Source organism: Amycolatopsis pithecellobii (assembly GCF_009707865.1).
In the GTDB taxonomy this organism is placed as follows: Bacteria; Actinomycetota; Actinomycetes; order Mycobacteriales; family Pseudonocardiaceae; genus Amycolatopsis_E; species Amycolatopsis_E pithecellobii.
Genome location: NZ_WMBA01000009.1, coordinates 28,190 through 51,664, shown reverse-complemented (window position 1 = coordinate 51,664; position 23,475 = coordinate 28,190). Strand labels below are relative to the sequence as shown.

General features: G+C 64.9%; 26 protein-coding genes and 1 pseudogene. 13 read left to right on the top strand and 14 right to left on the bottom strand.

Annotated elements, in window-relative coordinates; all coding sequences use genetic code 11:
* Entirely contained in the window at positions 1-438 is a 438-nt protein-coding gene (locus GKO32_RS08655) for a VOC family protein (protein ID WP_154756278.1), read from the top strand.
* Between the two features lie 25 nt (positions 439-463).
* Complete coding sequence (locus tag GKO32_RS08650) at positions 464-634, top strand: nitroreductase/quinone reductase family protein (RefSeq protein WP_312867680.1); 171 nt, start codon at positions 464-466, stop codon at positions 632-634.
* Positions 635-655: 21 nt separating this feature from the next.
* Here GKO32_RS08650 and GKO32_RS08645 read toward each other — a convergent pair whose 3' ends face one another.
* The 5 genes from GKO32_RS08645 to GKO32_RS08625 all read right to left on the bottom strand — a co-directional run bounded on the left by GKO32_RS08645 (position 656) and on the right by GKO32_RS08625 (position 4,550).
* The gene (locus GKO32_RS08645) at positions 656-1,915 is read right to left on the bottom strand and encodes a cytochrome P450 (RefSeq protein ID WP_154756276.1); all 1,260 of its coding nucleotides are present in this window, start codon (positions 1,913-1,915) and stop codon (positions 656-658) included.
* Between the two features lie 86 nt (positions 1,916-2,001).
* Positions 2,002-3,213, bottom strand: coding sequence for a hypothetical protein (locus GKO32_RS08640; RefSeq protein ID WP_154756275.1), 1,212 nt, complete (start codon positions 3,211-3,213; stop codon positions 2,002-2,004).
* 1 nt (position 3,214) lies between these two features.
* Positions 3,215-3,718 carry a hypothetical protein gene (locus GKO32_RS08635; RefSeq protein WP_154756274.1) on the bottom strand — a complete coding sequence of 168 codons (504 nt, stop codon included), beginning with the start codon at positions 3,716-3,718 and terminating at the stop codon, positions 3,215-3,217.
* Positions 3,715-4,242, bottom strand: coding sequence for a hypothetical protein (locus tag GKO32_RS08630; RefSeq protein WP_154756273.1), 528 nt, complete (start codon positions 4,240-4,242; stop codon positions 3,715-3,717). The genes GKO32_RS08635 and GKO32_RS08630 overlap by 4 nt, the downstream gene beginning before the upstream one ends.
* Complete coding sequence (locus tag GKO32_RS08625; protein WP_154756272.1) at positions 4,221-4,550, bottom strand: hypothetical protein; 330 nt, start codon at positions 4,548-4,550, stop codon at positions 4,221-4,223. The genes GKO32_RS08630 and GKO32_RS08625 overlap by 22 nt, the downstream gene beginning before the upstream one ends.
* 208 nt (positions 4,551-4,758) lie before the next feature.
* On the opposite strand from GKO32_RS08625, the gene GKO32_RS08620 reads away from it, so the two are divergent.
* Positions 4,759-5,688 (top strand): UbiA family prenyltransferase, encoded by a 930-nt coding sequence (locus GKO32_RS08620; protein WP_154756271.1) that lies wholly within the window; start codon positions 4,759-4,761, stop codon positions 5,686-5,688.
* Positions 5,689-6,122: 434 nt separating this feature from the next.
* Here the strand turns inward: GKO32_RS08620 and GKO32_RS40820 are convergent, their stop codons facing one another.
* Positions 6,123-6,584, bottom strand: a complete 462-nt coding sequence (locus GKO32_RS40820; RefSeq protein WP_154756270.1) for a histidinol dehydrogenase — start codon at positions 6,582-6,584, stop codon at positions 6,123-6,125.
* Positions 6,585-6,673: 89 nt separating this feature from the next.
* Here GKO32_RS40820 and GKO32_RS08610 point away from each other — a divergent pair, with 89 nt between their 5' ends.
* The 4 genes from GKO32_RS08610 to GKO32_RS08595 all read left to right on the top strand — a co-directional run bounded on the left by GKO32_RS08610 (position 6,674) and on the right by GKO32_RS08595 (position 10,023).
* On the top strand, positions 6,674-7,015 hold the full coding sequence (locus tag GKO32_RS08610) for a LacI family DNA-binding transcriptional regulator (protein ID WP_208024326.1): 342 nt from the start codon (positions 6,674-6,676) through the stop codon (positions 7,013-7,015).
* Positions 6,903-7,493, top strand: a complete 591-nt coding sequence (locus tag GKO32_RS08605; protein ID WP_312867709.1) for a substrate-binding domain-containing protein — start codon at positions 6,903-6,905, stop codon at positions 7,491-7,493. The genes GKO32_RS08610 and GKO32_RS08605 overlap by 113 nt, the downstream gene beginning before the upstream one ends.
* Positions 7,494-7,975: 482 nt before the next feature.
* A complete protein-coding gene (locus GKO32_RS08600) occupies positions 7,976-9,193 on the top strand; it encodes a M24 family metallopeptidase (protein ID WP_154756267.1) in 1,218 nt (405 codons plus the stop codon).
* A gap of 47 nt (positions 9,194-9,240) precedes the next feature.
* Entirely contained in the window at positions 9,241-10,023 is a 783-nt protein-coding gene (locus tag GKO32_RS08595; RefSeq protein ID WP_154756266.1) for an IclR family transcriptional regulator, read from the top strand.
* A gap of 48 nt (positions 10,024-10,071) precedes the next feature.
* On the opposite strand, the gene GKO32_RS08590 is transcribed toward GKO32_RS08595, so the two are convergent.
* From GKO32_RS08590 to GKO32_RS37940, 5 genes are all read right to left on the bottom strand, one after another.
* On the bottom strand, positions 10,072-10,893 hold the full coding sequence (locus tag GKO32_RS08590; RefSeq protein ID WP_208024325.1) for a FadR/GntR family transcriptional regulator: 822 nt from the start codon (positions 10,891-10,893) through the stop codon (positions 10,072-10,074).
* 71 nt (positions 10,894-10,964) lie between these two features.
* Positions 10,965-11,906, bottom strand: coding sequence for a C-terminal binding protein (locus tag GKO32_RS08585; protein WP_166459445.1), 942 nt, complete (start codon positions 11,904-11,906; stop codon positions 10,965-10,967).
* A 90-nt stretch (positions 11,907-11,996) separates the two neighbouring features.
* The gene (locus GKO32_RS08580) at positions 11,997-12,782 is read right to left on the bottom strand and encodes an SDR family oxidoreductase (protein WP_312867679.1); all 786 of its coding nucleotides are present in this window, start codon (positions 12,780-12,782) and stop codon (positions 11,997-11,999) included.
* Entirely contained in the window at positions 12,779-13,444 is a 666-nt protein-coding gene (locus GKO32_RS08575; RefSeq protein WP_166459443.1) for an RraA family protein, read from the bottom strand. The genes GKO32_RS08580 and GKO32_RS08575 overlap by 4 nt, the downstream gene beginning before the upstream one ends.
* 83 nt (positions 13,445-13,527) lie before the next feature.
* Positions 13,528-14,211, bottom strand: coding sequence for an HAD family hydrolase (locus tag GKO32_RS37940; RefSeq protein ID WP_208024324.1), 684 nt, complete (start codon positions 14,209-14,211; stop codon positions 13,528-13,530).
* Positions 14,212-14,889: 678 nt separating this feature from the next.
* Here GKO32_RS37940 and GKO32_RS08570 point away from each other — a divergent pair.
* The 4 genes and pseudogenes from GKO32_RS08570 to GKO32_RS08555 all read left to right on the top strand — a co-directional run bounded on the left by GKO32_RS08570 (position 14,890) and on the right by GKO32_RS08555 (position 18,462).
* Complete coding sequence (locus GKO32_RS08570) at positions 14,890-15,537, top strand: ABC transporter permease (RefSeq protein ID WP_154756262.1); 648 nt, start codon at positions 14,890-14,892, stop codon at positions 15,535-15,537.
* Positions 15,530-16,732, top strand: a complete 1,203-nt coding sequence (locus GKO32_RS08565; protein WP_312867678.1) for an ATP-binding cassette domain-containing protein — start codon at positions 15,530-15,532, stop codon at positions 16,730-16,732. The genes GKO32_RS08570 and GKO32_RS08565 overlap by 8 nt, the downstream gene beginning before the upstream one ends.
* Positions 16,729-17,503: pseudogene (locus GKO32_RS08560) on the top strand (ABC transporter permease). The gene GKO32_RS08565 and the pseudogene GKO32_RS08560 overlap by 4 nt, the downstream one beginning before the upstream one ends.
* Positions 17,500-18,462, top strand: a complete 963-nt coding sequence (locus GKO32_RS08555; RefSeq protein ID WP_312867677.1) for a glycine betaine ABC transporter substrate-binding protein — start codon at positions 17,500-17,502, stop codon at positions 18,460-18,462. Before GKO32_RS08560 ends, GKO32_RS08555 begins: the two are co-directional and overlap by 4 nt.
* A gap of 104 nt (positions 18,463-18,566) precedes the next feature.
* Here GKO32_RS08555 and GKO32_RS08550 read toward each other — a convergent pair whose 3' ends face one another.
* The 3 genes from GKO32_RS08550 to GKO32_RS08540 form a co-directional block, all read right to left on the bottom strand.
* Entirely contained in the window at positions 18,567-19,211 is a 645-nt protein-coding gene (locus tag GKO32_RS08550; RefSeq protein ID WP_208024323.1) for a TetR/AcrR family transcriptional regulator, read from the bottom strand.
* A 130-nt stretch (positions 19,212-19,341) separates the two neighbouring features.
* Entirely contained in the window at positions 19,342-21,087 is a 1,746-nt protein-coding gene (locus tag GKO32_RS08545) for a CocE/NonD family hydrolase (protein ID WP_154756261.1), read from the bottom strand.
* A gap of 116 nt (positions 21,088-21,203) precedes the next feature.
* Positions 21,204-21,746: a TetR/AcrR family transcriptional regulator gene (locus GKO32_RS08540; RefSeq protein ID WP_154756260.1), complete on the bottom strand. Its 543-nt coding sequence runs from the start codon at positions 21,744-21,746 to the stop codon at positions 21,204-21,206.
* 105 nt (positions 21,747-21,851) lie between these two features.
* Between GKO32_RS08540 and GKO32_RS08535 the strand changes: the two genes are divergently transcribed.
* A complete protein-coding gene (locus tag GKO32_RS08535) occupies positions 21,852-22,469 on the top strand; it encodes an NAD(P)-dependent oxidoreductase (protein ID WP_166459441.1) in 618 nt (205 codons plus the stop codon).
* The gene (locus tag GKO32_RS08530) at positions 22,466-23,374 is read left to right on the top strand and encodes an SDR family NAD(P)-dependent oxidoreductase (RefSeq protein ID WP_154756258.1); all 909 of its coding nucleotides are present in this window, start codon (positions 22,466-22,468) and stop codon (positions 23,372-23,374) included. Before GKO32_RS08535 ends, GKO32_RS08530 begins: the two co-directional genes overlap by 4 nt.
* Positions 23,375-23,475 lie beyond the last annotated feature (101 nt).

Sequence of the window (23,475 nt, the reverse complement as noted above, 5' to 3'; positions counted from 1 at the left end):
ATGACCATCCAGCGGATGGACAACGTCGGGGTCGTTGTCGAGGATCTCGGAGCTGCTGTCGCGTTCTTCCTCGACCTCGGCCTGGAGCTCGAAGGGGAGGCGCAGGTCGGGGGGCCGGACGTGGACCGCCTCGTCGGGCTCGAAGACGTCCGGTGCGAGCTGGCGGTGGTGCGGACCCCGGACGGCCACGGGCGGCTGGAGCTGATGAAGTTCCACTCGCCTGCGGCGCCCGCCGCTGAGCCGAACGCTCCGATCAACACCCCCGGCCTCCGCCGCATCATGTTCGCCGTCGACGACGTGGAGGCCGTCCTGGGCCGGCTGCGCGCGCAAGGTGCCGACCTCCTGGGCGAGGTGGTGCAGTACGAGGGCGGCTACCGGCTCTGCTACGTCCGCGGCCCCGAGGGCATCATGGTGGCCCTGGCCGAGAAGCTCGGCTAATGCGGACAGGAGCGGCGTGATGGCCGTGGCTAAGCCAAGTCGCACCCGCCTGATCTACAGCGCCTTCGGTGAGGACTTCGTCGTCGCCTCGAAGGGCGGCGCTGACCACGATCCGGCGTGGTTCAAGGACCTCCAGACGAAGCCGACCGTCGGGATGCAGGCGTCACTCGGCCGCTCATTCCCGCTCGGCGTGTAGCTCGCGAGTAAATCCTGACGTTCAGTGTCGGTTGACGACTACCTTCATCCGCAGCCGTGGTGAGGGCGCCACGGTATGGCCACGTAGGTGTGCGCGGCCGGCCCGGGGATTGACGACCCGGAAACTGCACCGCCGCAGTAATGCCACGGTGATCATCCGAACTTCCGTCATGGCGAGTTGACTCCCGAGGCAGTATCGTTTTCCGCCGCCAAAAGGGAAAAATTGATGAGACGGCAGACGCCGGACCGCTCGACGAACGGGATCGTAGAAGCGATCCGGATCGAAGGTCCGCGCATGGGGAAACGACGCATGCCTGCGGTGCGCCGCATAGATATTCGGAGTGAGCATGGCGCGAGGGGCAAAACGGCGTCCGCCGAGGGTGCACGCTGTCGTCAGCATCCTCTTTCCGGCCTCGGGGACTGGAGGTGTGAGGCGTAGTGATTCGGATATGACGGCCTGGAGGAATGGCATTTCGCCGGCAGTGAAGCCGTCGTCGTTGGTACGGTCCAGGTCGTCCTGCACGCGTTCCCGAATGGTGCCGTAGCGATGTAGCCAATACAGCGTCCACGCCAGAGCAGATGCAGAGGTTTCGTGGCCGGCGAACAGGAGTGAGACCAGTTGATCCTTCAGTTCGCCGTCATCCAGGTCAGCGAACTCGGCGCTTCCCAGCAGATGGGTGGAGAGGGCGTCTTCGTTCTCCGTTGCGATCGACCGCGCCCGGTGAATCAGGAGTTCCTCGAGCCGCGCATCCGGCGTGGGCAGCCCTCCACGCAGCGAGCGGTGGATCAGCATGCGTGTCCGTGAGCCGAGGGCGTGCTGGATCCACTGGCCGTACGGCCCGACGATGTCGGCGTCAGCGCGGCCAAGGGTGATCGTTGCCATGATCCGCAGCGTTAGTTCACGGGTCCAATCCGCCACGGAGAATTCAGTTCCGACGGGCAAGGCGTCGATCGCCGCGTTGGTTGCATCAGCGATGATGCCGCGATAACTCTCCAGTTGGCGCCCTCGCAGCGGAGCACCCAGTACGCGACGGTAAGCGGCATGCCGTGAATCTTCTTGCCACAGCAAGGAACGCTGGCCGAGTAGCGGCCGGAAGGAACGACTGCCAGGGTGGCGGAATCTCTGATCATTGCCGAAAACGGCTTCAATCCAGCGCGGGTGCCAGATAAGAAATCTTTGTTCAGGACTCGCTCGTACTTGCACCAAGCCTGAGGCCTCGTCAGCGTGTGCGTCCAGGAACGGGAGCGTTCTGAACATCAGCTGCAGCTCAGTGCGATTCATGATGTGACCCCTTGCGGCAAGCGAGCAGTACGGTGGCGTTGAAGGTTCGTGCGCACAATGTGCCTCGCTTCCTGGGGGTTCGGGAGTCAAGCAGTCCTTGGGTTGATGGGCGGGTCCACTAGTGGTGCCGGTTCAACGCTCTCCCAGCGAGGGCATGCGGAACGAGGGCGGCGAGGTCGGGTTGGACGCCGTCGGAGCCCGTGACACCTCACCAAATTCCCGTTGGAGATTTGAGAAGTTGAAATGCGCCTCGTCGGAACGCTTTGAGGCGACAGTTTTCGTTGATGCGCTTCGCGCCGCGCCATGTCGCCAATGTTCGGATGAACAAGGTTCGTCAACCGTAGTTGAATTTCACTGATTTCGAGTTTCATCCGCTTCCATCGCCACGAGATGTTGCGGTCGATGCTTGCCCTGCGCGGCAGCATATTCTCTTCAATATCGCCCTCGGCCTCGATTGGGTCCAAATGTAAATGCGGGCGAGTAAGGATGCATGGTTCGCCAGCCGCCTTGACCATTTCGTGGAGAGGTGCGACCTTGCGGACGAAATACCATCTCCATATCTGAAACGCGCTGTTGACAATGGGGCGCTGCCATTGGATGCCGATCGCACCGATACACATTGATGTGAAGATGCCTGCCGAGAAGAGCTGGGTGATGGTGAGATTGTCGAGAAAAGTGTTGAAACCAGCGAGATCCAGCAAGGCAAGAGCGGTGCACCATGCCCACCACACGAGAGCAAGCGCCCCGCCTATCTCTTCGAACAGAAGGCTGATCCGAACAGCGAGCGACGTTGACGTACGCCGTCTGTACCGCCGCGAGATCATGAGAAATTCGATGGCGCATCCTGCGATGAACCCGGTGAAGACGATCTGAAACACAGCTAGACGCCAATCCCGGCTGTAGGCAGTCAGAATCTCAACGTTCGGTATTGGGTTGAGGCTGCGTAGTAACACGTATTGGGCCGCGGCGCAGCAAGGCAATGCCAAGGAGCGCCGCAGCGTCCTCGAACGTACTGTGCCCTTGTCTGTCGCAGTGGAGGCAGACAGCAATGATGCCACGAAGAACGCGGCAGCATCCCCAAGAAGGCAACCGAGCAAGTAGGTGCTCTGAGGAAATGGCTCTAAACCTGTGCGCGAGATCAAATTGACGGTAGTGCGCGTGGAGAAGATAGCACCGAGACCGCCGGCAACGAAGATCGACAGGAAGAAGCCGAAGCCGGAGTCTGCCGACCGGACGCCGCGAGCGATAGCACCGCCGACGGCGCCGATCATCAGAAGCAGCACCAACAATTCGTACACGTTACCGCCGCCGCCGACGACGCCCTACGCCAAACAGAACTGCGAGCGGGTCGTTGTCACCAACTCTGCTGAGCATGGCGTGAGGACTACTGATCTCGTTGTGCAGGAAAGTCGCGAGCGACTCCGCGCGTGCCTCTGCTGGCTTCTTGTAATCGCTCTTGGCCGGCGCCACAGTGGGCGCGAGATCACCCAGATGCCGCCGCAAGATATCCCTGTTGCCGTCAATTGCGGCTTTGTTGATTCCCTTGTCGTCGTACCACAAACGTGTCCACTCATGCAACCAAACTTCTATTTGAAGCTCCAGGGGCGCGGTGAGGTTGTAGAGGATGTAGTCGACAGGCAATCTTTTGTCTGACAGGAGTAGTCCGCAGGTCGCCCGTTGGCCGATCTCAGCCTCAATAAAGGCGACGCGGCGATAGTCGCGGCGTATCTCGAGTAGCTTGAAAAGCCCATCGACAGAGACCGGTCGATTCCGGCTAGCGTGGCCACTCTCCCTACCAGTCATCTCCCCCGCCCTCCATCGCCCGGTGAACTTTGCATAGTCCGCGACGACGGGGGTTGCGTCGACTGCAGATGCGCGCGAAAGTCCTGGATGTTGCGGAGACCCTGTATCAGGCCGCGGCGGCTGATGTCATCGCCCTGTCGCGCAGCGAAGAGTCGCAGTTCTCCATCACGGAGCAGTTCACGAAGCTCGAGCCTCTCCCAGATGTCGTTGTCCGACCATGGATAGTCGAGATCGAGCCATTCGACCGGCACGTCGGCCCACTCCACAACGGCTTCCAACAGATCAAAAGCCGGAAGCCAACCCACGTCGGACGACTCGTTGAGCAGATTCTCAACGTCAGCTCCGCCGTATTTGGCCGCAGTCTTCGCCGAGACGTAATCGGCAAGGCCTGTGACGGTGTAGGGCGTTCCATCGGCGCGGACCTTGCCGGCAAGGCAACGCACAATGAAATCGACGCGACGGCAGATGATATTCCGACTCTGTTCACGCCTCAACGCACGATTCAAATCGAGCCGACGACCCATTTCGGCATCGTCCCATTTGTAGCGCCTGCTAAAGACCTCAATCGGGACATTCCAAAAGCGCCAGCCTCATCGACGAGCTCGAAACTGATCCGAGGGTTCCGCTCACCAGGTCGTTTCCAATAGTTGACGACCGCGTTGACATGTTGCTTCGTGTACCTCTTGAGCTGCTTCTCCAGGTGTCGGGCGAACTCAACCTGATTGCGTGGCTGCTTGTCAGGCCCGCGTCGCTCTTCGTCGAGCGCAATCAACCTACTGAGGCGATACGACACAATCGACGCTGATGTCTGGTCGAGCTCCTCGTCCGCCACAGGCACCCCTTACAGACTCGGTCACCACAGGCAGTCCCTTGTTGGTTGACCGGTCCACTAAGTTGGGCAATACCTTAGCCGAAAGTCAAGTAACTGTGAACACTCGCCGGAGAGGTCGCCACTGAACTTGCGGTGCACTTCGACTGCCGTGCCGCCGCGACCTGCGGAATCGTTTTCTATGGAACCTGAATGAGGCGAGGAGGCTCCGGTGAGCGGTCAAGTGACCTATCGCAGACGCGACATCGCTGCCGTTCATCGCCTCCAGGGTCCGCTGATTGTTGCGTATCTCTGTTACTCCGTATGGGGTGCCGCGTACGCGGCACCCCAATTGCGCGATTTGGCTGCGGCGCCAGTTATCGCGACTGCCATCGCGAATGCGCTGCTTCTCGTGGCCGGGCTCGCGCTCAACACAGTGATCGACCTCGACGGTGACCGGAACGACAACGACAAGACCGCCCTAGTGGGCGCGGCGGTGCGAGTCGGCCCCGTGCGTCTGTGGCAGTGGGTCATCATCGAGGGCGTCACTGGACTGGCCCTGGCGGGCGCCGTCACGGCAATTACTGGTCGTTGGCTACCAGCAGCGGCGGCTCTTCTCACCGCTGGAGCGCATTGGTCATACAACTGGGGGCCGCCGCCTCGACATCGGGGATTCAAACACCGAGGCTTCTTCGGCGCGGCAGTTTTTGGGACCGCCACGGGAACGCTGCCCTGTTTACTTGCCGCTGGAGCACTCCCGTCGACCCTCCCGGCAAGCGTCTGGTTGATTTTCGTGAGCTTGGGGGTCTACTCCACGGGGCGCACAGCGTGGTGGTCTGTGCCGGACATCGAAGCAGACCGTGCGGCCGGCGCCGGCACGCCTTCCGGGCAACACGGGGTTGCGCGAACCATAGCCCGATCCACTCTGATCATGTTTGCCGGCTCGCTCGGATTGGCAGCAGGATTTGCCTGGCGTTACGGACCTTGGTGGGCATGTGCGGCCGTGATCCACCTTGCCGTGCTCGTGATTGCGCTTGGGCCGATACTTCGCGCACAACGGCAGACACCGGCGGTCATGGCATGGCTCCGTAAACGCCTGTTGTTCGTCGTGGTCGTCGGCGAGGTGCTGATTCTGGCCGTCGCTGTCACCCACCTGGTTTAAACGGCGTCATTGCCGCTTCGCGTGCCGGATCCGATGTCGGTTTGGCGGGAGATGCCCCAGGCTCCCCACCCCTGCTCGAAATGGCGCCAGGCATAGCCGAACCGTTACGTGCTAGTTGACCAGGCGTCTTTGCGTGCCCCAGGACGGCCCGGCGTGTGGACCACCCTCCCCGTCTAAATGGACTCCGCCGAGGAAGTTGAAAAGGCAGAAACGCGCTACACGACCTGCGGAGATCGGCATACGGTGAATGGTCCTGACGGTGTCGGAGTTTGGCTCGTATTTTCAAGAAAGCCTAGTCGCGCTTGGGGAGGCGCGCACCGAGCGGCCAGGAGTGCGATATGAAAATGGGGGACGAAAGGTCTCTACAGCGGTTGTGGGATCTGCGCAACCTCTTGAATGGAGAGTGGATTCCCGACGTTTTGGTAGCCCTGTCGTCAGGGCCTCTGCGTCGCGGGGAACTGCTGGAGAAGATTCGGTCGACGCGGGTGCCGAACGGCTGGTCGAACAGCGATACCAGGAACCTCGCGGACACGGTTATGCAGCGCACCCTGCTGCGGTTGGAGATGGCCGAAATGGTCGAGCATACGCGCGATGAGCTGGTGTTCCCGCCGGTGTCCTCGTACCAGCTCAGCGCAGCTTCTGAAGAGCTTTTCGCGGCGTTGGAGGGCCCGGTCGCCTGGGCTGAGAAGCACAGTCGCGACGATCTTCGCGATCTGCTCGTCGGAGAGAAGGAACCGCTCGGGCGACCACCTGTCGAACTTTTCGGAGTACTCGCGGACCGCGACATCGCCACGAGCGCGGACATCGGCGATGACGCCGAGAACGGTCTCGCACACGGCCTGCTCGCGAGCGCTGTCCTGCTGCTTCGCCGACGACGTCTTCAGATAGTTCACCATTGTTGGGCTCCTTCGCTCGAGCCTCAGACACTCAATCGCATACGTATACTTGTCAATTGAGACTTCGGCGACCAAGGAGCGCGATACCCGTGGTGAAAAGAGTGACCAGCTTCGACGTCGCGAAACTCGCGGGAGTCTCCCAGCCGACAGTTTCGCGGGCTCTGCGCAACATGCCCGGAACCTCGCCACACACACGGCAGAAAGTGCGATGGGCGGCCGAACAGCTGACCTATATCCCGAGCGACTCGGCGCGCTCGCTGTCCACGACGCGCAGCCGACGCATCGCAGTTGTTTCCGAGGAGCTGACCAACCCCTACTATCCTGAGCTGGTCGAACCGCTGCGCCGCCACCTCGCCGACCACGACCTGCGCACTGTGGTCATCACAGACTCCGAGCATCACGACCCTGCGCACCTCCGCTCTCCCCCGTGATCTGACCGCGCGGGGCATCCCGCACGTCCTCACCAACCGGATACTCGACCACCCCGAGTCGCCCTCATGCTCGGTGGACAACGCCTCAGGTGCCCGCAAAATCGCCGAGTTGCTCGCCGAGCTCGGACATCAACGGGTGGCCATGGTCCAGGGGCCCGTCTCCACCTCGACCGGCCGGGAGCGAGCCAAGGCGCTCGGAGACGCCCTGCGCAGGCGCGGCGTCCATGTGCGTCGAGACGAGAAACTACGCACGACCTTTGGTCACGACACCGGCAGGGCGGTCGCCGGCGAACTGCTCGACCGCGCGGACCCACCGACCGCGATCGTCGGCGGCAACGACGTGATCGCCCTCGGGATCCTCTCTGCTGCCCGTGAGCGAGGTTTGCGCGTGCCGGAAGACCTCACCGTCGTCGGCTTCGACGACATCCCGATGGCGGGCTGGCCGCTCATCGGCACCCATGGGCCCCGCCGACCATGACCCGACACCCAGGCAGTGCGCGCGCCGGCATCGGCTTGGATCGACGCCAAGCCCACGCTCGCCGCGGCTTGCGTACTGGTCGCCGCATTCGGTCCGCGCCGGTCGGTGCCACCGCGTACCTCGACAGCACGGCGACCACCTGGGCATCGACCACACCACGGTGCTGAACAAGCTGCGCGATAGGGCTGGGCCAATTGAGTAGTGTCCGTCTGTGGTTTCCAACGGACAGTGATCAGGTCGATACGATTTCGGTCGGTGGCATTCGCCGATCAACCGGAGTCCGGGCCGCCACCGACCCAACCCCAGCGCAGCCAGGACCGCCGCAACCGGAGCGGGGCCACCGCCGCGAACGATGACCGGCCAGCCCGGTCCGGGTCAGGCGGTGGCCAGGCCCCCAAGCCATCGAATTGTCTCGCATAATAATTTAGTTGCGCTCTGCGGCACGCTGCGGGATTGTGGGGAACACTCACGAAGGAGGTTCCATGATCGAATCGGTCCAGGCCGCTGTTGATCCGACCCAGACATCTGAGGCGCTCGTACAGCGCGTCGCGGCCTACGGGCTGAGGCGAACGCAGGCCGCGATGAAGGAGCACGACCTGCCCGCCGCCTTGCTCTTCGACGCCGACAACATCCGCTACCTCACCGGCACGGCCGTGATGCGCGCGTGGACCCTTCATGGCATGGACCGGTTCCTGCTCGTCCCGGCGGACGGATCGCCGGTCCTGTGGGAGTACCCGTCGGTACGCACGGCGGAGGACCCGCGCCGGTTGCACGAGTTGCGCAGCGCACCAAGCTGGTCGGTCTTCGACGTCGGAACGCGCAGCGCTCGACGCGCGGCTGAATTCGTCGGCGAGCTGATCGCTACGCTGCGATCCCTGGGAATCGAGGACGACCGCATCGGGATCGACCGGACAGATGCCTACGGTTTCCTCGCACTCCAGGCAGCGGGGCTTTCGGTGCAGCCGGCTCAGTTCTCACTCGAGTCCGCGCGCTCGATCAAGTCCGCGGAAGAGATCGAGCTGATCCGACGCTCGCTGGCTGTGTGCGACGCCGCGGTGGCTCACCTCTACGAAAACCTCCGTCCCGGCATGACCGAGCTCGAGGCGTGGTCGCTCTTCTCGGCGCACGCCTTCATCAACGGCGCCGAGTACGTCGAGTGTCGCCTTCTCTCGTCCGGCCCTCGGACCAATCCCTGGTTCCAGGAGGCGACGGCGCGGCGCATCGGCCCTGGCGACGTGGTCTCCTTCGACACCGACCTGGTGGGTCCATCCGGATACCTGGCCGATGTCTCTCGCGCCTACCTCACCGGTGACGTGCGATCCACCGAGCGCCAGCGACGGCTCTATGGCGACGCCGAGGAGTTCCTCCAGAACATCCTGGACGAGCTGCGCCCCGGCGCCGACACTGCCGACCTGGGCCGCAGCCTGTGCAAGAAGTTCCCAGCCAAGTACCACGCCCAGCGCTACCCGTTCATCGCTCACTCCGCCGGCCTCAGCGACGAGTTCCCGACCATCGTCTTCGACAACCACGACACCGGGGTAACGGTGCAACCCGGCATGGTCTTCTGCATCGAGGCTTACGTCGGAGAGGTTGGCGACGCTGAGGGAATGAAACTCGAGGAACAGGTACTCATCACTGACGCCGGCCCCGAGGTGCTGAGCAAGGCGCCTCACGACACGCGACTGGCCCAGCGCTCGTAGGTGCCCTCCACGCCTGGCAGGAGCCGCGCGGGCCCTACTGTCTCGCCATGAGCAACAACAGCGAGGTGCGCAGCAACGCTGTGCAATCAGTCCAGCGCGCCGTCTCCATCCTGCAGGTTCTGGCTCGCGACGGCACTTCCGGGGTGAGCGACATCGCGGCACAGCTCGATGTCCACAAGTCCACCGTCTTTCGTCTGATCGCCACGTTGGAAGCGCGCGGACTGGTCGAGCAGGTCGCCGACCGCGGGCAATACCAGCTCGGCTACGGCGTCGTGCAGCTCGCTGCCGGAGTCACGCGCCGCCACGACATCGCCATCGTAAGCCGGGCTACTTGCCAGGAGCTTGCGGAGCGCGTCGGCGAGACTGTGAACATCGTGATCCGCGACGGCCAGGAAGTACTCACCGTCGATCAGGTAATCGGGAGTGCTGCTGTGACGACGATGAACTGGGCCGGACAACGATCTCCTGTGCATGCGACAGCCGCGGGCAAGGTCTTTCTCGCCGCCATGCCGGCCACCGAGCGCGACTCGCTGATGGCCAAACCCCTCACGCGATACACCGAACACACCTTGGTCGACCGTGAAGCACTCGAGGCCCAGGTCAGCACCGTGACCCGCGAGGGCTACGGCTACACGATCGAGGAGCTCGAGGTGGGGCTCGTGTCGGTCGCCGCACCCATTCGAGATCTCGACGGAGACGTCGTTGCCGCGTTGACGGTCTCGGGACCGATCTTCCGCATCAACGCGGGCACCATGATGGACATCGCTCCGGCCGTTATCGCGGCCGCCGCAACGATTTCCGAGCGCAACGGATACCCCAAGCCTGGCTGACGCGCCAGCTCTGGGGGTCCCGTGCAGGGGTTCGGCGTCTGCGCGGTGTCAAGACTCGGTGCCGGTGATGTCGAGTGTGCGGGCCTGCTCGAGGGGGCCCATGGGCCGGCGGAGCTTCCGCGCGGTGGCCTCTTCCCAGGCGTCCTCCATTTTGCGGAGACTCTCGTCGACGACCGCGTCGATCAATGAGTCATCACGCGCGCGGATGGCCGCCAGGGTTCGCTTGTGAGCTTCGATCGTCCATTCGGCGGCTGCCGGCATTCGTAGCGCAAGGTCTTGTCCGATCCCCAAGCGCTTGAGAAGTCCGCGCATCAGGGTGACGATGCTCGCGTTACCCGTGGCGTGAGCCATCCTGAGATGAAATTGGGTGTCCAGCTGGAGGAGCCGATCTTCACGTTCGAGAGCGCCGCCCTTCAACAACAAGGCTTCCTCGGCATGGATCGTCTCCTGCATGCGGTCGAAGTCCCAGTCGATCGCGGTGCGGGCCGCGAACTTCGCCACACTCGGCTCCAACACTCGTCGCGCTTCGAGGTCTGCCCCCATCTCCGCCAGCCTGATGTTCTGCTCGGCACGGATGAATTCGATGGGGACGTAGTCGGTGAGCACGAAGATTCCGCCCGCTGGTCCTGGACGCACCTCGACCACGCCGGCCTTGGTCAGCACCCGCACAGCTTCTCTCAAGGTGGGGCGGCTGATGCGCATCTGGCCCGCGAGATCCCGCTCGCTCGGGAGTCGATCGCCCTTACCCAGATCGCCGACGCGGATCCTGTCAGCGATCTGCTCGACAGCCCCTTCGAACGCTCGGCGGGGCCCAATCGGGGTGAATCCGTCATACGAAGTCGCGACGGGTGGCTCGCTCATGCCCGCCATGTTATTCGGCATCACCTCTGGCTCGCTGTGGTGCGGCCGGCCAGGCTCGGAGATGGGCAAAGACTCAGGGCTCAGGCCAAAACACCGAACCGTACCGGTTCACCCCGCACGAACGCAGCGACACCATTGAGGGTGTGGTCCCTGGACCGTCGCTCGGCCGCCGGCGAGTACCACGCGACGTGGGGGGTGAGCAGAGTGTTCGGAGCACGTGTGATAGGCGCCGCTGGATCCAGGGGCTCCTGCTCCACGACGTCGAGGCAGGCACCGGAGATGTCTCCCCGTTCCAGGGCGTCCACCAAAGCGCGTTCATCGATCACACCGCCGCGCGACGCGTTCACAAGAAGGCTGTCCGGCTTCATGAGCTGGAACTCACGCTCTCCAAGAAGTCCTCGTGTCTGCTCCGTCAGGGGAACTTGGAGGGAGATGACATCTGCGGCTCGCAGCAGTTCATCGAGCGAGCCTGCTCGGCGGCACCCTTCGGGTAGCTCTGTCGCATCCGGGTCATACGCCACCACCTCCGCGCCGAACGCGCGAACCCGTCGCAGCACGCCCGATCCGATGCGGCCGAGGCCAATCAGGCCGACCGTGGCTCCGTTCAGGGTTCTCAGTGGGCCTGCGGATCGCCACTCACCCCACCCGGTTCGTGCCACCTGGTCCGCCCTACGCAGCCGGCGTACGCCGGCCAGCATGAGAGCGACGGTATGTTCGGCGACCTCCTCCGTCGCGAAGCCCGGCAAATACAGCACGGCGATGTTGCGCGCGCGAGCCGCTTCCAGATCGACCACGTCGAGTCCTGTTCCCGAGTATCCGATGATCTTGACCGAGTCCGACATCGCCGCGATGTGGTCGGCACTCAGGAACTCGTAGTCGACGACGACAGCGTCGGCGCCTTGCGTCGAGGCCCGGACATCCTCCGGGGTCGCCAGACTGCCCGAACGCAGTTCGATGTCGTGCTCCGGAGGCACGTCAGCGAACACCTTCACCGTGAACTCGCCGCGACCGGATACGACCACCGGCCTGCTCGGACCCGGCGACCCGGGTCGGGAATCTCCTGGCTTCCGCTCCTTGGTTGACATCGCGAACCTTTCTGGTGGGACGGGATTTCAGGCTCCGCGGACGAGGCCGCCGTCGACCTGGAGGGCGGCGCCCGTGATGTATGCCGATTCGGGCGACAGGAGGAAAACGGCGGCGGCCGCGAACTCCGCGGAGGTGCCGTACCGGCCCAGCGGGATGTCCTTCACGATGCCGGCCCGCACGTCGGCGACCGAGGCGTGTGCGCCGGCCGCCTGGGCATGCTCGACCTCCACAAGCCGGGATGTCGCGATGCGTCCAGGCGCAATGGAGTTGACGCGAACGCGGGGTGCGAGAGCCTTCGACAAGACGTTGACTGCGGCCGCAACCGCGGGACGAAGCACATTGGAGGCATCCAGGCGTGGGATCGGCTCGCGGACCGTCGACGACGTCACGAACACGATTGAGGAGCCCGGCGCCAGCCGATCGGCAAGTAGGCTGATGAGGTGCAGTGGTTGGATCAGCAGCGATTCGAGCGCTTCGTGCCAATCGCTGCCGGTCAGGCCGAACAGCTCGCCGGGTCTGGGTCCCGGGCCGTTGATCAGAACGCCGTCGAGCATCTGGCCGGCATCGACGATCTGCTGCGCCACGGACTCAACGCCGGCGGCGGTGGTCAGGTCCGCTCGGGTCCTGGTGATCTTGCTGCTGTCGTTGTCGGCCAGCGCAGGCCGGCGCGCGACAGCCCACACACGGCCGCCCCGTGCCAAGATCTCGTCTGCCACGGCTCGACCCAATCCGCTGGATGCGCCGCAGACGAGATAGGTGCGACCGTGAACGGACGCCTCCGCCTCACGTGATTGCTCGTGATGGGAAGTCACATCGTGCCCACGCGTGACATCGCTTCGTGCAGAGACAGTCCCTCGCTCAACAGCCCGCGCAGGACTTCTTCTTGCTCAAGTGAGCCTGTGCAGAGCTCGAGGACCCGGTTTGTCAGATCGCCATCGAATGCGATGATGCCATCCGCGTCGGCGACGACCACCTGACCGGCGCGGATCGGGAGTCCGCCGATCGTCACCTCGCCGTCGACCTCCACGATATTGCTCGAGATCAGAGCATCCTGAGAGAAGCCTCCCCGTGCGAACACGGGAAGGTCGCCGTCGCGCAGCTCAGCCAGGTCGCGAGCGGCGCCGTCGAGCACCACCCCGGACGCTCCTCTGTTTTCCGCGGCGGCAGCGCACAAGTCACCCCACAGAGCGCCGGGTCTGTCTGCCAGTCCAGCCAGAATCAGGACATCGCCGGTTCGGGTGGAGTCCACGAACCGCGCGAGGGGGCCGAAGTCCCGCTCGCCGCTCTCGTCGGGGCCGAACTGCGCGGTCCTCGCAACCCCTGCGCAGGCATGAGTGGGACCGATCGGCGGAATGCCTTCGGAGACCATGTGATCGGGAAGGCCGAGCTCGGTCAGCGCGTCCGAAACGGCAGCAGTTCCGAATCGGGACAGGCGTTGCAACGCATCCGGGCAGTCGTTGTCTGCGTTCTGCACGTCGTGCCTTTCTGGGAGTCCGATGGTGTGGGCCGGGACGGGTAAAAATCCCGGCCCACACGTGGCGGTGCCGGGGAAGGCGATTACCGCTTCGCCTTCGGACCGGCCTCCATGAGATCGGCCAGCGCCGCCGGCAGCGACGTCGCGTCGTAGATGTGGCGGTCGGCGAGGCCATCGGGGTGGCCGGTCTGATCGCGGTCCAGCCAAACGCTGGGAATGCCGAGGCGCGCCGTCGGCAGCATGTCGTGAATCCAGCTGTTGGCCGCGTGTACCCAGATGTCCGAACCGTCGATCTCCTTACGGAACCGGTGGTAGGGCGCAAGGTCCGGCTTGAAACCACCGGCACCGTTCGAAGTGATCACCTTGTCGAAGTCGAAGGTGAGCTCAAGCTTGGTGCGCTCCCAGAACTCGTCGTCCCCATCGGTGAGGATGACAGGCTTCCAGCCGTTGTCGCGAAGAGCCTGCATCGCGTCAGGTACGTCAGGGAACACGGGCCAGTCGCCCCACGCCTCGGCGACCGTGGCCGCGTCGTTCGGACCGAGGTGGACACCGGTGATCTTCGACGCCTGGTTGAGTCCTACCTCCAGGATCTCTCGATAGGTCTGCCAGCCACGTGCCTTGACCACCATCTCCTGGACCTGGTAGACCGCGAGCAGTTCCTCACGATCGTCTTCGTTGACCCCGACCGCATCCAGCGCGGTGCGCATGCCCGACAGCCAGTCGACCAGCGTGCCGTAGCAGTCGAACGTCACCCAACGGTTCACCATGATGTTCCAATCGCTATGTCGCGACGACCGCGGCAGTTGATTCCGCCGGCAGCACCGCAAGTGGTCATTGGGAAATTTTTAGACCAAGATGGTCGCGGGGGTCAAAGTACGGTCCCGCAAGACTTTGCGCAAGGGCCGGAGGCTGCACGGCTGAGAACGACGGGTGTGCGGATACGCGAGGCAAGTTGAAGTGCGCGACGGCACCGAACCCGGTCTCGAGGCCCACCGGTATGCATATGCGGGCTCGCTGCCGGACCTGAATCAAGCCACATTGCACAACCGCACGGAAGCTCCGCCGGCTCCATCGGACCCCTTGAGCAGGCCCACACGTTTGACACCGGCACCGAGTCTTGACACCGCGGAGACGCTTGGTCTACTTTTTGTCCGTTGCCCACGGCGGAGTGATATTCCTCTCACGCCGGCCGGCCGACATGGCGCGTCTGCCCAGTCGGTATCGAACTACTGTTCGGAACCCCCAACGCGGAGCGGGGAACCGGATCGGGACATCCGCCAAAAGCTGGCGAATGGATATTTACGCAGTTCAGCCGGCATTCGAGCGGGTCCAAAAAGGACGGTTGGACCGTGCCCGGTAGTTGAGACTTTCAGGTTTTTTTGGCAACGGCGGACGGGCTATCCGGCCCAACGACCGACAGGAACGGGAGGAGGCGGCCGCCCAGGATGAACCTCTTCGAGTACGTGGACGAACGCTGGAGCAGGCTGGGGCTGCAGGCCTGGCTCCACGTGAGTGCCGTGGTGCAGTGCACGATCATCGCCGCCGTCATCGGTGTGCTGATCGGCGTCGCGGTCTACCGCAGCCCCATCGGATCGACCCTGGCCACGGCGCTGGCCAGCACGATCCTCACCATTCCGTCGTTCGCGCTGATCGGGTTGCTGATCCCGGTCGTCGGCCTCGGCGTCGCGCCGAGCGTGATCCCGCTGGTGCTTTACGCGCTCCTGCCTATCGTGCGGAACACGATCGTCGGGCTTGCCGGGGTCGATCCAGCCGTCGCGGACGCCGCCAAGGGGATCGGGATGAGCCGATTCGGCGTGCTCACGCGCGTCGAGCTGCGCCTGGCCTGGCCCGCGATCCTCGCCGGCATGCGCGTCGCCACCCAGATGCTGATGGGTATCGCGGTGATCGCCGCCTACGCCAAGGGCCCAGGCCTCGGGTCCGAGGTGTTCTCCGGTCTCACCAACGCCGGCAGCACCAACTCCATGAACCAGGCCCTCACCGGCACGATCGGCGTGGTCGTCCTCGCGCTGATCCTCGACGGCATCTACGTCCTGATCGCCCGACTCTCCGTTCCCAGGGGTATCCGTGTCTGAAACCATCGAATCGCCCATCGAATCGCCCACCCAGGCTGAATCCGGCGCCGTCTCCGGCGTCGAGATCCAGCTCGAGCACGTCACCAAGCGCTATCCCGGTACCCGCCAGCCCGCGGTCGACGACGTCACGATGACGATCCCGGCCGGCAAGATCGTGATATTGGTCGGCCCGTCCGGCTGCGGCAAGACCACGACGATGCGCATGATCAACCGGCTGATCGAGCCCACCTCGGGGCGCATCACGAACGGCGGCGAGGACACCCTGAGCCTGAACCCGGACCGCCTGCGCCGCAAGGTCGGCTACGCGATCCAGCAGGTCGGTCTCTTCCCGCACTTCACCGTCGCGCAGAACGTCGCGGTCGTACCCGGGCTGCTCGGCTGGCACAAGAAGAAGATCACCGATCGCGTCGACGAGATGCTCGACCTGGTCGGGCTCGACCCGGCGCTGTTCCGCGACCGGTTCCCGCGCCAGCTCTCCGGCGGTCAGCAGCAGCGCGTCGGCGTGGCCCGTGCGCTTGCCGCGGACCCGCCCGTGCTGCTGATGGACGAGCCGTTCGGCGCCGTCGACCCGATCACCCGCGGCAATTTGCAGGACGAGCTGTTGCGGCTACAGTCCGAGCTCGGCAAGACCATCGTGTTCGTGACCCATGACTTCGACGAGGCCGTGAAGCTCGGCGACAAGATCGCGGTGCTCGGCAACCAGTCGAAGATCCTCCAGTACGACACCCCGGACGCGATCCTCGCCAACCCGGCCGACGACACGGTCGCCGGGTTCGTCGGCGCGGGCGCATCGCTCAAGCAACTCACGCTGCTGCGGGTGCGCGACGTCGAGCTCAAGCAGGACGCGACCACCGCGACGTTCGACGACTCGGTCGCCGACCTGCGGCGGAAGCTGACCGACCAGCGCCGGACCTACGGGCTGGTGCTCGACCGCCGTCGCCGGCCGGTCCGCTGGGTGCACATCCGCGACCTCGGTGCCGCCACCTCGCTGGAGACCGCGGGCAAGCCGATCGGCGACTTCGTCAGCCTGCAGTCGACGCTGCAGGACGCGCTCGAGGCGATGCTGGTCGAGGGCGGCGGCGTGCCGGTCACCGGTTCCCGCGGCGAGTACGCGGGCATGATCGAGCTGGACACGGTCATGAGCACCATTCAGCGGTTGCGTGAGGAGCACTGCGACGACGGGGGTCCGGCGTGACCACGACCGTCGAGAAAGGTTTCACCACCGAATCCGGCTCACGACGAGCGGAACGAACCCGGCTGCTGCTGCAGCCCGCAGTGGTCGTGGTGGTCGTCGCCGCAGTCGTCATCTGGGCGCTGACCAGGAACAACGATGCGATCGAGGCGCAGAACCTGAATGCGGCCCGGCTGCTGAGCGCGACCTGGCAGCACCTGCTGATCACGCTCACCGTGGCGGTGATCGTGGTGTGTGCCGCGGTGCCGCTGGGCGCCGTGCTCACCCGGTCCTGGGCCCGGCCGGTCGCGCCGGTGTTCCTGACGATCGCCAACATCGGGCAAGCCGCGCCCGCTCTCGGTGTGATCGTGCTGTTCTTCCTGTCGACCGGCTGGGAGCTTCCGGTGCGCGGTGCTGCCGATCACGTTCTACTCGCTGCTGCCGGTGCTGCGGAACACGATCGTCGGCATCAACTCGGTCGACCCGGCGCTGATCGACGCCGGCCGCGGGATCGGTATGTCCGGGCGTGCGGTGCTGTTCCGGATCGAGCTGCCGCTCGCGGTGCCATTGATCCTGGCCGGTCTGCGCACCTCGCTGGTGCTGGCCGTCGGCACGGCGACGCTGGCGTTCTTCGTCAACGGCGGCGGTCTCGGTGAGCTGATCGACACCGGTTACAAGCTCAACCGGGTTCCGGTGCTGGTCACCAGTGCGATCCTGGCGGTCGGCCTCGCGCTCCTGATCGACTGGATCGGCGCGATCATGGAACGAGTCTTCGGACCCAGGGGGCTGTCGTGAAGCACCGGCTGAAAGCGGTCCTCGGTGCCGCGCTGCTGACGACCTCGCTCACCGCGTGCGGCCTGGATGTCAACGCATCGCTGCCGTACCAGGTGAAGCCCGGTTCGATCCGGCCAGTGCCGGGCCTGGGAGGCGTGCACATCGCGGTGGGGTCGAAGGACTACACCGAGAACACCATCCTGGGTTACATCGCGGAGCTGGCGTTGTCCGCCGCCGGGGCCGACATCACCGACCTGACCCACATCAGCGGGTCGAACTCCGCGCGGCAGGCGCTGATCAACGGCCAGATCGACGCCTACTGGGAGTACACCGGCACCGCGTGGATCTCCTATCAGGGCAGAACGGATCCCATCCCCGACGAGAAGGCGCAGTTCGACGCGGCGAAGTCCGCCGACGAGCAGAAGTTCGGCATCACGTGGCTGGACTACTCGCCGGTGAACGACACCTACGCCTTCGCGACCACCGAGGCGTACGCCGCGCAGCACAACCTCCGGTCCGATTCGAACTTGACGGACTTCCTGAAGCAGCACCCCGAGCAGGGGATCTTCTGTGTGGAGACGGAGTTCGCGAGCCGCCAGGACGGGATGCCGGGAGTGCAGAAGACGTACGGGTTCCCGGCCACGGACATCAAGACGTTCGGCACCGGCGCGGTCTACGCCGCGGTCGCGAGCGGTACGTGCAACTTCGGCGAGATCTTCACGACCGACGGCCGCATCAAGGGCCTGAACCTGCGCGTCCTGCACGACGACAAGCGGTTCTTCCCGCAGTACAACGCTGCAGTCACGATGAAGAAAGAGTTCCTGGACGCACACCCCGCGGTGCGCGGGGTGCTCGAGCCGGTCGCGAAGGCGCTCGACAACGAGCAGATGATCGAACTCTGCAAGCAGGTCGACGTCGACGGGAAGGACGCCGGTCAGGTGGCCAGGGGCTGGATGGCCGCCAAGGGCTTCATCAACTGACCGCCGAGGCCCCGTTCGCGTCGGCGGTGATCGTCAGGGATCTTCCGGTGGTGCCGGCTCGTCATCACCGAAAGGCACCCCACAACGCCGGACGGGTCCGGCGGTCAGGACCGGTCTTCGTGACCTGTCGCCGGCGTCGGCGCGAGGATCGCCTGCAGCGCCGGGCCGACGTGCCGCACGATCGCCTCGGCCTCCTCGTCGGCGAGTACCGCAACCTGGACGAGCTGCCGACCGACGGTGACACCGATCAACATGGAAGCCGCGAGGGCGACACGGACCGCGGCGTCGTGACTATCCGAAGCGGTCTGGCGGAGGTTCTCGGACAGGCGCGCTTCGATGAAGTCCCGGAGCAGGGATTTCGCCTTCTCGTTCGCGATCGCCCCGCGAAGCATCGCACGCAACGCGTCGGCGTCAGACTGGTCGCCCTCCCAGACGGCGAGGTACTCCCGGACAAGCCTTTCGCCGATCGACTCGACAGGTCCACCGAACGCGTTCGCGATCCGGGAAAGCGCATCCGGCGAGATCGACATCACCGCGCCGAACAATTCGTCCTTGGAGCGGAAGAACTGCATGACCAGCGCGGCGTCGACGTCGGCGTCCTCGGCGATCGCGCGGATGGTCGTCGCTTTGAACCCGTCCGCTGCGAAGCGCCGGCGCGCAGCGTCGAGCACAGCCTGCCGGGTCGTGTTCTGCCCTGGCCTGCGGCCACGCCGGGTTCGTGGCGCGGAAACTTCGGGTTGCGTTTTCACCTCGACAGTCTACGATCGCCACTATATCAACATCTGTTGATATAGTGGCCCGGCGCAGACGTGCGGCAACCACCATCCGTACGCCTGGATTCAGTTCCACGGAAACCGGTGTGCGTCGTGTGGGTGCTCCTCAGGAGTTCTGAACCGGCAGCTGCAGGTAGGAGGCGTGTTCGCCGCCCGTGTGCACGATGTGGGTGCCTTGGTATGGCGAGGTGTACTCGGGCATGCCGGGCATCATCGAGCCGAGCAAGCTGCGACCACTCACGATGAACCGGAGCTGCTCACGAGGGTAGAAAACCAGCCCGACGGGGAGCAGGTCGATCTCGATCTCGACCACCTCGCCGGCGGAGAGTTTCTCGACCCGGTCGAAGGTGTGAGCGGGCACCTCTTCGGTGGAGAGAGTGTCGTCGAGGTGACGCATCGACACCCGGAGCCTGCCGTCCGACCCGCGGTAGCGCAGGATCGAGCCGCCGTACTCCGTCGCGTCGTGGACCCTCGCGGTCTGGTTCGGCACGGTGAATTGCGCGAGCGGCGTTCCGTGGGCATCGAGCTTCTGCACCAAGACGAACAGGTCCATGTCGTCGTCGCCGTCGACTTCCACCCACAGATGCGCCTTCGGATAGCCGACGAGAACGGTCTTGTCTTCGAAGCGGGTCAGGAACGAGACGGCAGGTGAGTTCGACCCGACGACGTACTGGGCGCTCGCCTCCTCGGCCGGGGCTTCCGTGCCCAACGTGCGCGTGCGGGCGTCGAGGTAGTACTTCGTGGAGACGACCCCGCGCGGCGGGAACGAGTCCGCGCCGAGCGCGACCTGGTCGCCACCTTCCAGATCCAGCAGGGAGTACCGGACGCGAGGGGTGTCCTCCCAGCCGTTGTCCACGCCTTTCAGGAAGTGGTCGAAGAAGCGGCGGAGGTCTTCCCGGTTGGCCTCGTCGTAATAGTCCGGCCATTCCTGGCTGTTGTGGATGCGCAGCCACTTGTCCGGAGAGGACATCCGCCGCCACGCGCGGAACGTGCCCTGGGTGTGAAGCGTGTTCGAGTAGCTGGCGACCACGTAAGCCGGAACGATGATCTCCTCGTACCGTGGGATCTTGTTCTCCCAGAGATCGTTCATGAGCGGGTAGCGATCCGCCTCGGCGATGATGTCCTCCTTCCGGCCGTGGCCCCAGAAGGAAAAGTCGCGAAGCTGCCGGGCGAACCCGCTGTCCGGTATCCCGCCACGCAGGACCAGGTCGCGATAGGTGTCGCTCATCCCCTCCCAGGGGTTGATCGCGGCGAGGTGCGGCGGCTGCTCGGCTGCGGTGAACCACTGCGACGCAGCCAGGTAGGACGTACCGCTCATCGCGACCTTGCCACTGCACCAGTCCTGAACGCCGAGCCACTCGATCAGGTCATAGGCATCGCGGCCCTCCTGCCGGTCCCAGAGCACACTGTCGCCTCCGGACTCGACCACTCCCCGGATGTCCGGGTTGCAGATGGCGTAACCCTGCGCACACCAGTACGCCGGGTCCGGCCCCTCGAACTTGTGCAGGCCAGAAACCTTCGAGTTATCGAGGCCGACCAGATCGAACACGCCCTTCGCGCTCGGTGACGTGCCCTGCCCTTTGCCGTAGGGGCTGAACGCCACGATCACCGGAACCTTCTCGGTTCCGGCTGGCCGAAACACATCCACATGCGTCACAGTGCCGTCGCGCAAGGTCACTTCGAGGTCCCTGTCATGCACGATGTCGACCGGCAGAGCGCAGAACGGCTCAGCGAGGCGCGTTCCAGCCTCGAGGGTGCGCTTCCCGGGCGCGAAGTCACTGAGGACGCCATACCGTGCACTGCCGGCCTCGAGGGGCCGGGACGGCATGTAGATCCTCTGGTCGTCGGACATGACAAGATCCCTCCGAGCAGATATCCACAACTGTTGATATATGCTCGCAGCATACGCCGATCGCATGATCGGGCAACCGGACGGGCCGGGGTATTCGCTCCGTTCCGGGAGGTTCTCTAGTCGGTGGACCAGGTACCCAAGGCGGCGATGATGGCTTCGATGAGGGCGGAGTCGGCCGTAGCGTGCTCGATGGTGCTGCGGTAGTACATCGGCCCGATGGCCAAGGCGGCGGCGTCCCGGCTGGTGAGTGCGAGGGTGATCTCACCGCGCGCTTGGGCGTCGTCGAGGGCGGCGGCGAGTCGGTCGGCGAGGATGCCGGCGAACTGCGCGCGGCGGGCGTCCATGTTCTCGTCCCATAGCGCGGTGTTCGCCAGGGTCGTGGACACGGCACGTACGTCGTCGAGTTCGAGTTGGCGGGCGATCGCGGTCAGTTCCCGTCGTAGCCAGTCCCGGGTGGGAGTGGTGGGTTTGTCGAGGAACGGCATGGGGACGGTGGCCATTGCCTCGACGAGGAGGGGTTCGGCCTGGGGCCAGTGGCGATAAACGGTCGCGCGTCCCACTCCCGCGCGGTCGGCGACGTGCACATGCGTCACCGCGGTCGGGCCACCCTCCAGCAGCAGCTCACGGGCGGCGTTCAAGATCGCTTCGCGACTTCGCATGGAGCGTGGGTCTGTCTCACTGGCCACGAACCAATTCTATGAGACAACTTGACTCGCAGCGCGGCGAGTGCGCATCATCAGGTTATGAGACATTCCGTATCACAAATGACCGTGGCGGTCCTGGGGGCGACCGGTGCCACCGGACGTCATGTGGTGTCCACGGCGCTTCAACGCGGGCACCACGTGGTCGCGCCGGTCCGCCGGACAGGAACGTTCGCACCGAGGGAAGGGCTCACCGAAGTGAGCTGGCCCGAAGTCACCGACGTCTCGACCCTGACGCGTGCCCTACCGGGCACCAGCGTGGTGATCAGCACGCTGGGCGGAGCTGACAAGGGACCGACGACAGTGTGCACCGAGGGCATCCGCTCGGCGGTCACAGCGATGAAAGCAGCCGGGGTGGCGCGCCTGATAGCCGTCAGCGCGCACGGCGTGCTGGAGACGCACGACAAATCGTTGTACTCCTTGGCGGTGTGGGCGAATGTGGCCGAGCGAATGCACGACAAGGAAACGATGGAGCCGCTCATCACCGCGGCCGGCCTGACTTGGACGATTGTGCGGCCGCCGAAGCTGTCGGACCACGCCGCGATCGGGAAGTACCGGGCTGGTACCGACCTGCCAATCCGGCTGTGGAGTTCCATCGGGCGCGCCGATCTCGCCGCGTTCCTGCTCGACGAGGCCGAAACCCCGCAGTACTCCCACGCCTACCCGCGGATCGTCCGGTGAACGCCGCTATCCCCGACCTGACGCGGAAAGTCGCCGTCGTCACCGGCGCGACCGGCGGCATGGGCCAGATCATCGCCGCCGACCTCATCCACGCAGGTGCGCACGTGGTCACCATCGCCCGCAATCCCGCTCGTGCGGACGCTCTGCGCGCACGCATCGGCCCACAGGCAGCAAACCGGCTCGACGTCATCCTCGGGGACCTCTCCCAGCGCAAGGACGTCGTGACCGCGGCGAAAACCATCCGGGACCATCACGACCGGATCCACATCCTGATCAACAACGCCGGCGCGCACTTCTCCGAACACCGCGTCTCGGCCGACGGCATCGAGATGCACATCGCCCTCGACTACCTCGCCGCCTACGGCCTCACCACCCTGCTGGACGTGCCGCTGCGACGCGGCCACGCCCGCGTGGTGAACGTCGCCAGCGACACCCTCAACGACACCCGGCAGATCAAGCTCGCAGGGAGGCCTCGTCCGGCGACCCTCGAGCTGGCAGGCATCGATGACCTCGCAGAACTCAATCCCGCTTCTGGGTTCGCGCCATTCGAGGCCTACGCACGCGCCAAGCTCATGACCGTCACCGCCGGCTACGCCCTCGCCCGCAACCTCGCCGCCGACGGTGTGACGGTCAACGCTCTGCACCCGGGCATCGTTGCCACCGACATCATCGACGACCTCGTGCCCCCACTGCTACGCCCCATGCGCACCCTGATCCGCCGCACCCTGCTCACCCCTGCCGAAGGAGCGAAAAGCGCCACACGCATCGCGACCGACCCCGCCATGGCCGGTGTCACCGGCCGCTACTTCAACCGTGACAAGGAATCAAGCACTCCGCCGGTATCCCACGACGCCACCACCCAGCAGAGACTCCTCGCACTGAGCCTGACCCATTTCGCCGGCTGACGACCTGACAGAGAAGGCCAACCGCGTCGAACGCGCCGCCGGACCGTGCCGGGGGCCGGCTGTCAGGATCATTCCCGCAGATCCTGGGCCGGGAAGATATC

Coding starts and splice junctions, on each gene's coding strand:
- GKO32_RS08630 (WP_154756273.1), bottom strand. CDS start 4,242: ATGGGTCGTCGGCTCGATTTGAATCGTGCGTTGAGGCGTGAACAGAGT.
- GKO32_RS08590 (WP_208024325.1), bottom strand. CDS start 10,893: ATGGCGGGCATGAGCGAGCCACCCGTCGCGACTTCGTATGACGGATTC.
- GKO32_RS08570 (WP_154756262.1), top strand. CDS start 14,890: ATGAACCTCTTCGAGTACGTGGACGAACGCTGGAGCAGGCTGGGGCTG.
- GKO32_RS37940 (WP_208024324.1), bottom strand. CDS start 14,211: ATGGTGAACCGTTGGGTGACGTTCGACTGCTACGGCACGCTGGTCGAC.
- GKO32_RS08635 (WP_154756274.1), bottom strand. CDS start 3,718: ATGACTGGTAGGGAGAGTGGCCACGCTAGCCGGAATCGACCGGTCTCT.
- GKO32_RS08540 (WP_154756260.1), bottom strand. CDS start 21,746: ATGCGAAGTCGCGAAGCGATCTTGAACGCCGCCCGTGAGCTGCTGCTG.
- GKO32_RS08535 (WP_166459441.1), top strand. CDS start 21,852: ATGACCGTGGCGGTCCTGGGGGCGACCGGTGCCACCGGACGTCATGTG.
- GKO32_RS08595 (WP_154756266.1), top strand. CDS start 9,241: ATGAGCAACAACAGCGAGGTGCGCAGCAACGCTGTGCAATCAGTCCAG.
- GKO32_RS08655 (WP_154756278.1), top strand. CDS start 1: ATGACCATCCAGCGGATGGACAACGTCGGGGTCGTTGTCGAGGATCTC.
- GKO32_RS40820 (WP_154756270.1), bottom strand. CDS start 6,584: ATGGTGAACTATCTGAAGACGTCGTCGGCGAAGCAGCAGGACAGCGCT.
- GKO32_RS08645 (WP_154756276.1), bottom strand. CDS start 1,915: ATGAATCGCACTGAGCTGCAGCTGATGTTCAGAACGCTCCCGTTCCTG.
- GKO32_RS08600 (WP_154756267.1), top strand. CDS start 7,976: ATGATCGAATCGGTCCAGGCCGCTGTTGATCCGACCCAGACATCTGAG.
- GKO32_RS08545 (WP_154756261.1), bottom strand. CDS start 21,087: ATGTCCGACGACCAGAGGATCTACATGCCGTCCCGGCCCCTCGAGGCC.